Source organism: Vibrio minamisatsumaniensis, assembly GCF_050337445.1.
GTDB classification, from domain to species: domain Bacteria; phylum Pseudomonadota; class Gammaproteobacteria; order Enterobacterales; family Vibrionaceae; genus Vibrio; species Vibrio artabrorum.
Map to the genome: position 1 here is coordinate 1 of NZ_JAKJSY010000140.1, position 4,696 is coordinate 4,696.

The 4,696-nt window shown below is 39.7% G+C and carries 4 protein-coding genes; 2 read left to right on the forward strand and 2 right to left on the reverse strand.

What is annotated here, in order from left to right:
* A partial coding sequence (gene tnpA, locus L4B77_RS19415) for an IS66 family insertion sequence element accessory protein TnpA (protein ID WP_429748264.1) occupies nucleotides 1-209 on the reverse strand: 209 nt, incomplete at its 3' end.
* Nucleotides 210-455: 246 nt separating this feature from the next.
* On the opposite strand from tnpA, the gene L4B77_RS19420 reads away from it, so the two are divergent.
* On the forward strand, nucleotides 456-2,621 hold the full coding sequence (locus L4B77_RS19420; RefSeq protein WP_429752466.1) for an ATP-dependent nuclease: 2,166 nt from the start codon (nucleotides 456-458) through the stop codon (nucleotides 2,619-2,621).
* Nucleotides 2,622-2,630: 9 nt separating this feature from the next.
* On the forward strand, nucleotides 2,631-4,403 hold the full coding sequence (locus L4B77_RS19425; RefSeq protein WP_429752468.1) for a UvrD-helicase domain-containing protein: 1,773 nt from the start codon (nucleotides 2,631-2,633) through the stop codon (nucleotides 4,401-4,403).
* A 13-nt stretch (nucleotides 4,404-4,416) separates the two neighbouring features.
* Here the strand turns inward: L4B77_RS19425 and L4B77_RS19430 are convergent.
* Nucleotides 4,417-4,696 (reverse strand): IS3 family transposase (locus L4B77_RS19430; protein ID WP_429752470.1); only part of this gene is annotated, 280 nt, incomplete at its 5' end.

Here is a 4,696-nt window from a genome sequence, read left to right on the forward strand (position 1 = left end):
ATCTGGTAGCGAGTCGTTTTTTCGATAACTTCTGCTTTAACAAAGCCACTGATATTGGCTGACTCCGTAGTTTGTAACTGCTGGCGCTTGGCATAAAAAGTAGAAAGACTTAACCCATTACGCTCACAGAAGACCCGTTGTGATAGATGACTGGATTGGTATTGCTCGAACAAGGTTTGCCATTCTTTGTTGGTGCGCCGTTTTGCCATTTCAAATCTCCTTGTAGTTGGAGATTTGATCTTATGGCGGACTGAGGATGATTAGAATGTGGGGTTTATGACGCGCTTACGGCGGTCACACAACCCGCTGGTATTCCTTGAGTCGTATATTAAAGGGGGGCAGAATTGGTGAGAGGGAGGGCAGCATGAGATAAGTGTCTGCTCTAATTGATATTTATCAGTTCAGACTTGTATGGCTATTTCCCAAACCCCTGAACCGTTTTTAGGTTTTGTTATATGAAAGTTACCTCATTCGTTTTAAAAAACTACCGACGCCTCGCCGATGTAACGTTAGTGCTTGACGATAAAACAACTGTTCTTGTCGGAGCTAACAATAGCGGAAAAACGTCCTGTATTGGAGCACTCCATACATTTCTGAAAAGTCCGGACAACTTAAAAATTCGAGATATATCAAAACGGAACTGGAAGAAAATTCAAAAGCTAGGTGTGGAAATTGAACAAGAGTTCCCTACCTGTGAGAAAATGCAGGAATTATCAGATGTTTTTGCTGGTTTATTGCCAAGTCTAGATATTGAAATCACAGCGGAAGCTACTGAGGCATACAGGGTTCGTGACATCCTTCCAGACCTAGAATGGCGCGGTGGGGCACTGTTTGTTCGCATAAATTATGAAGCGACTGATATTTTAAAACTCTTTCGTGAATACGTTGAGACGAGAAATGTAGTATCCAAACACAAAAGTAACGTTAGTCTTTGGCCACAAGATCTGTGCGAATTTTTGGAAAAAGGTCGTAACTTTAGTAAGTTCATTAAGCAAAAACATCACATTTTAAGTAAAGAGGTTGCACCTATTTCGAAAGATGTTTTGCAGCCCCTTAAATCCGACGCTTTGAAAAAATTAATTCGGGTTGATGTGATATCTGAGCAACGTGGCTTAGGTGCTGAGGATAATATCGAAAATAAAGGGCCATATTCTGAAAAGCAGCGGCTTAACAAGTTACTCCGTGAATATTACGACAGCATCTTGAATCCGGAAGATTTTCCTGAGGAGCAAGATCTTAAAGTTTTAAGTGAAAAGCAAACACTTGAAAAGAAATTTACCGCTAGATTAAATAAACAATTTAAAGCCCCTTTTGATGAATTAAAGAACATGGGCTATCCCGGTATTGGCGGTAATCCGTCGGTTGAGATTGCAGCAAAGGTTAGTGGTACAGATGCCGTCCAGAAATCTTCGTCAGTTCGATATCGATTTAACAAAGAGGAAGAAGAGTTTATTCCTGAAAGTTATTTAGGGCTTGGCTATCAAAATCTAATATATTTAACGTTCAGGCTTTTGGAATTTCGTGATAAATGGATGCGCGTAGGGAAGTCTGCTTTCACGGAAGACAATGTGGAAGAACAGATTGAGCCAATTCACTTGGTTTTGATCGAAGAGCCGGAGGTGAATCTTCATGCGCAAGTTCAACGTGTTTTTGTATCTAAAGCATATGATACGTTGAGAAATCATCCAAATTTATATAGTAAGAAGTCTAAAAAAGATATTCCTGAATACCAGACTCAACTCGTAATCAGTACACACTCCAGTCATATTATTAACGATGTTGACTTCAAAGATTTACGGTACTTCCGTCGAAATAATGCAGACGCCACAATAGAAATGGATCATACATCAATTGCAAATATGTCAGAGTTATTCGCTAACGCAAAAGCAGAACTTCAATTTGTAAGAAAGCACTTAAAGCTCACTCATTGTGACATCTTCTTTGCTGACGGCGTGATTTTTGTGGAGGGGCAAGCAGAACGCCTTCTTGTTCCAGAGTTCATTGCGAAGAGCTTTCCCAAGTTGACTAACCGATTTATATCTATGCTCGAAGTAAGCGGAGCGCACGCGCATAAGTATCGAGAACTGGTAGAGAAGCTTGGTGTTGTGACTTTAGTTCTAACCGACCTAGATTCTGTGGATCATGAAAATGGAAAATCTTGCTTTCCTCAAAAAGGAGTAAACCAGAAGACTAGCAATAATACTTTGAAGTCATGGCATCCAAAGAAACAAGCGTTGGATGACTTGATTGCCTTACCCGAAATTGAAAACGCTACAACTAACCAAGGCTCTCCGCTTTATATTGCTTACCAGAAGCCAATACAGATTTCAGGGAAAGAAGTTCTATCCCGAACATTTGAAGATGCCTTCGTTTTAGAAAACTTTAGCAATGAGTACTTTCAGAAGAAAAATATATTTAAAGAAGCAAAAGCTGCTCATGAAAATTCTACTAAGCTGTTGTCAAAATCACTTTATGACTATGTGCAAGGTCTAAAAAAGGGAGACTTCGCTTTTGATTGCCTCTTTCATCTAGCAGACAATGAAAATAACAGCTTCATCCCCCCCAAATACATGAGTGATGGTCTTAAGTGGCTTGAAAAACAATTGTCGCCGAATGCATAGGGGGAAATTATGTTAGACGAATTTTACTTGGCATCAACTAAAGCCAGAGATCATGATAGTAGTGTTGATACCTGCATTGGTGAGTGCCTAACCATAGGTTCTGGAAAAAGCTTTATTACCTTCGCAGGAGCAGGCTCTGGTAAAACATATTCCTTAAAAAAAGCTCTTGATGTCCTCAAAGAACGGTACTTTGAGAATTTCACTCGTCTAGGAAAGAAAATTGCTGTTGTAACTTTTACAAACAACGCAGCCGACGAAATCAAAGATCGGATAGAGCAAAGTCCAATATTTACTGTTTCGACTATCCATAGTTTTTGCTGGTCGACAATTGAAGGTTTCAACGAGGATATTCGCAAGTGGTACTTAGAGAAAATCCCCAACGATATCGTGAAGCTTGAAGAGGAGGAAAAGCGTGGCCGCGCAGGAACTGCTGCATCAGACAATCGAAAGAGAACAATCGTTAGATTGCAAAAGAAAAAGGAATGGTTAGCAGAGTCGCGTGCATTTATTTACGATCCAAATGGTGTTAACTCCGACCCAAGTGCGTTATCTCATCAAGATGTATTAGATATTTTTTCTGCATTTTTGATTACCAAGCCAATGATGGCTGAATTAATAGTAGATCAATACCCTTTCATATTTATCGATGAAAGTCAGGATACCAACAAAGATGTAGTACGTGCATTTTTTGAACTGCGAGCAACTAAATCAGAGAAAGTTGTCATCGGTTTATTTGGGGATACGATGCAACGCATTTTCGGTGGGGGAGAGCCGTCTCTAGGTAAGACTAAGTTGACCGGCTTGATCTCTTTTGATAAGGAGATGAATCACAGATCAACACGACGTATAGTTGGTCTGGGTAATCAAATTCGTAGTGAAGTAGATCAAAAGAAACAGTATGCCCTGCACGGAGCGGCAGAAGGTCACGTACGATATTTTTTATTACCTAAAGATACTTCAAACAAAAACAACATTGAGTCAAAGATTCGCAAATCTATGGCAAAAATCACGGGTGACACGGACTGGACAGACACTCAATCCAAAGAAACGGCTATCTTACTATTGGAACATAAAATGGCTGGGCGTCGACTTGGCTTTGTTGATCTTTGGGATAAGCTATCTAAATCCAAAAAGATTAAAGATCAAATTTCTGATGGTAAAAATACAGAACTGAACTTTTTCTCTAGCATTGTATTTCCCATGGCTGAGGCGAGTCTTAGTGAAAATCGAGCTGATTTAATGTCTATCTTGAGAGAGAGTAAATCGCCCCTTTTGGAAGCTAATGTGTTTGACGTTAACAAGGAAGATCCGCTAGTGCTTGCCCGCACAGCAGAACATGCATTTAGAGATGTGATCTCAAATAAAGAGGTCACCTTTCGTAAAGTTCTACAAATGCTCTCTGAATATAATTTACTGAAACTTCCTGAAAAATTGCAGCCATTTGTTGCGGCTAAAGAAAGTGTAACCATATCAGCTCCTAAAAAAACAATTGCTACACAAGAGATCGAATTACATGAAGAAAGTGAGATTTCTGCTTGGACAGAAGCACTAGAGACTAACTTCTTCCAAATTCGTAACTATAAAAACTATGTTGATGATAATTCAATCTTTCGAACTCATCAGGGTGTTAAGGGTAATGAATTTGAGCGTGTTATGGTAATCATGGATGACAATGAAGCGCACGGTAATTCATTCTCCTATGAGCAGTATTTTGGAGTGAAGGAGCTTTCTAAAGACAGTAAGAAAAAGCAGGATGCGGGAGAGGTGATCTGCTCCAGTTAGACTGGACACCGCATTAAGCTACATATTGTTTTTCAAAGTTAACTGGGCTTAGATACCCAAGAGCACTGTGCCTTCTTGTTCGATTATAATCAACTTCAATGTATTCAAAAAGTGCTTGGCGCATCTCTTCTCGCGTCATTATCGGCTCGTATTGGATGACTTCTACTTTCATTGAGTGGAAAAAGCTTTCAACACAGGCGTTATCCCAGCAATTTCCCTTCCTACTCATACTTTGTTTTAAATTATGAGCTGCGATTAAGTCTCGGTAGTCTTTTGAGCAATATTGGCTACCT

Coding starts and splice junctions, on each gene's coding strand:
- L4B77_RS19420 (WP_429752466.1), top strand. CDS start 456: ATGAAAGTTACCTCATTCGTTTTAAAAAACTACCGACGCCTCGCCGAT.
- L4B77_RS19425 (WP_429752468.1), top strand. CDS start 2,631: ATGTTAGACGAATTTTACTTGGCATCAACTAAAGCCAGAGATCATGAT.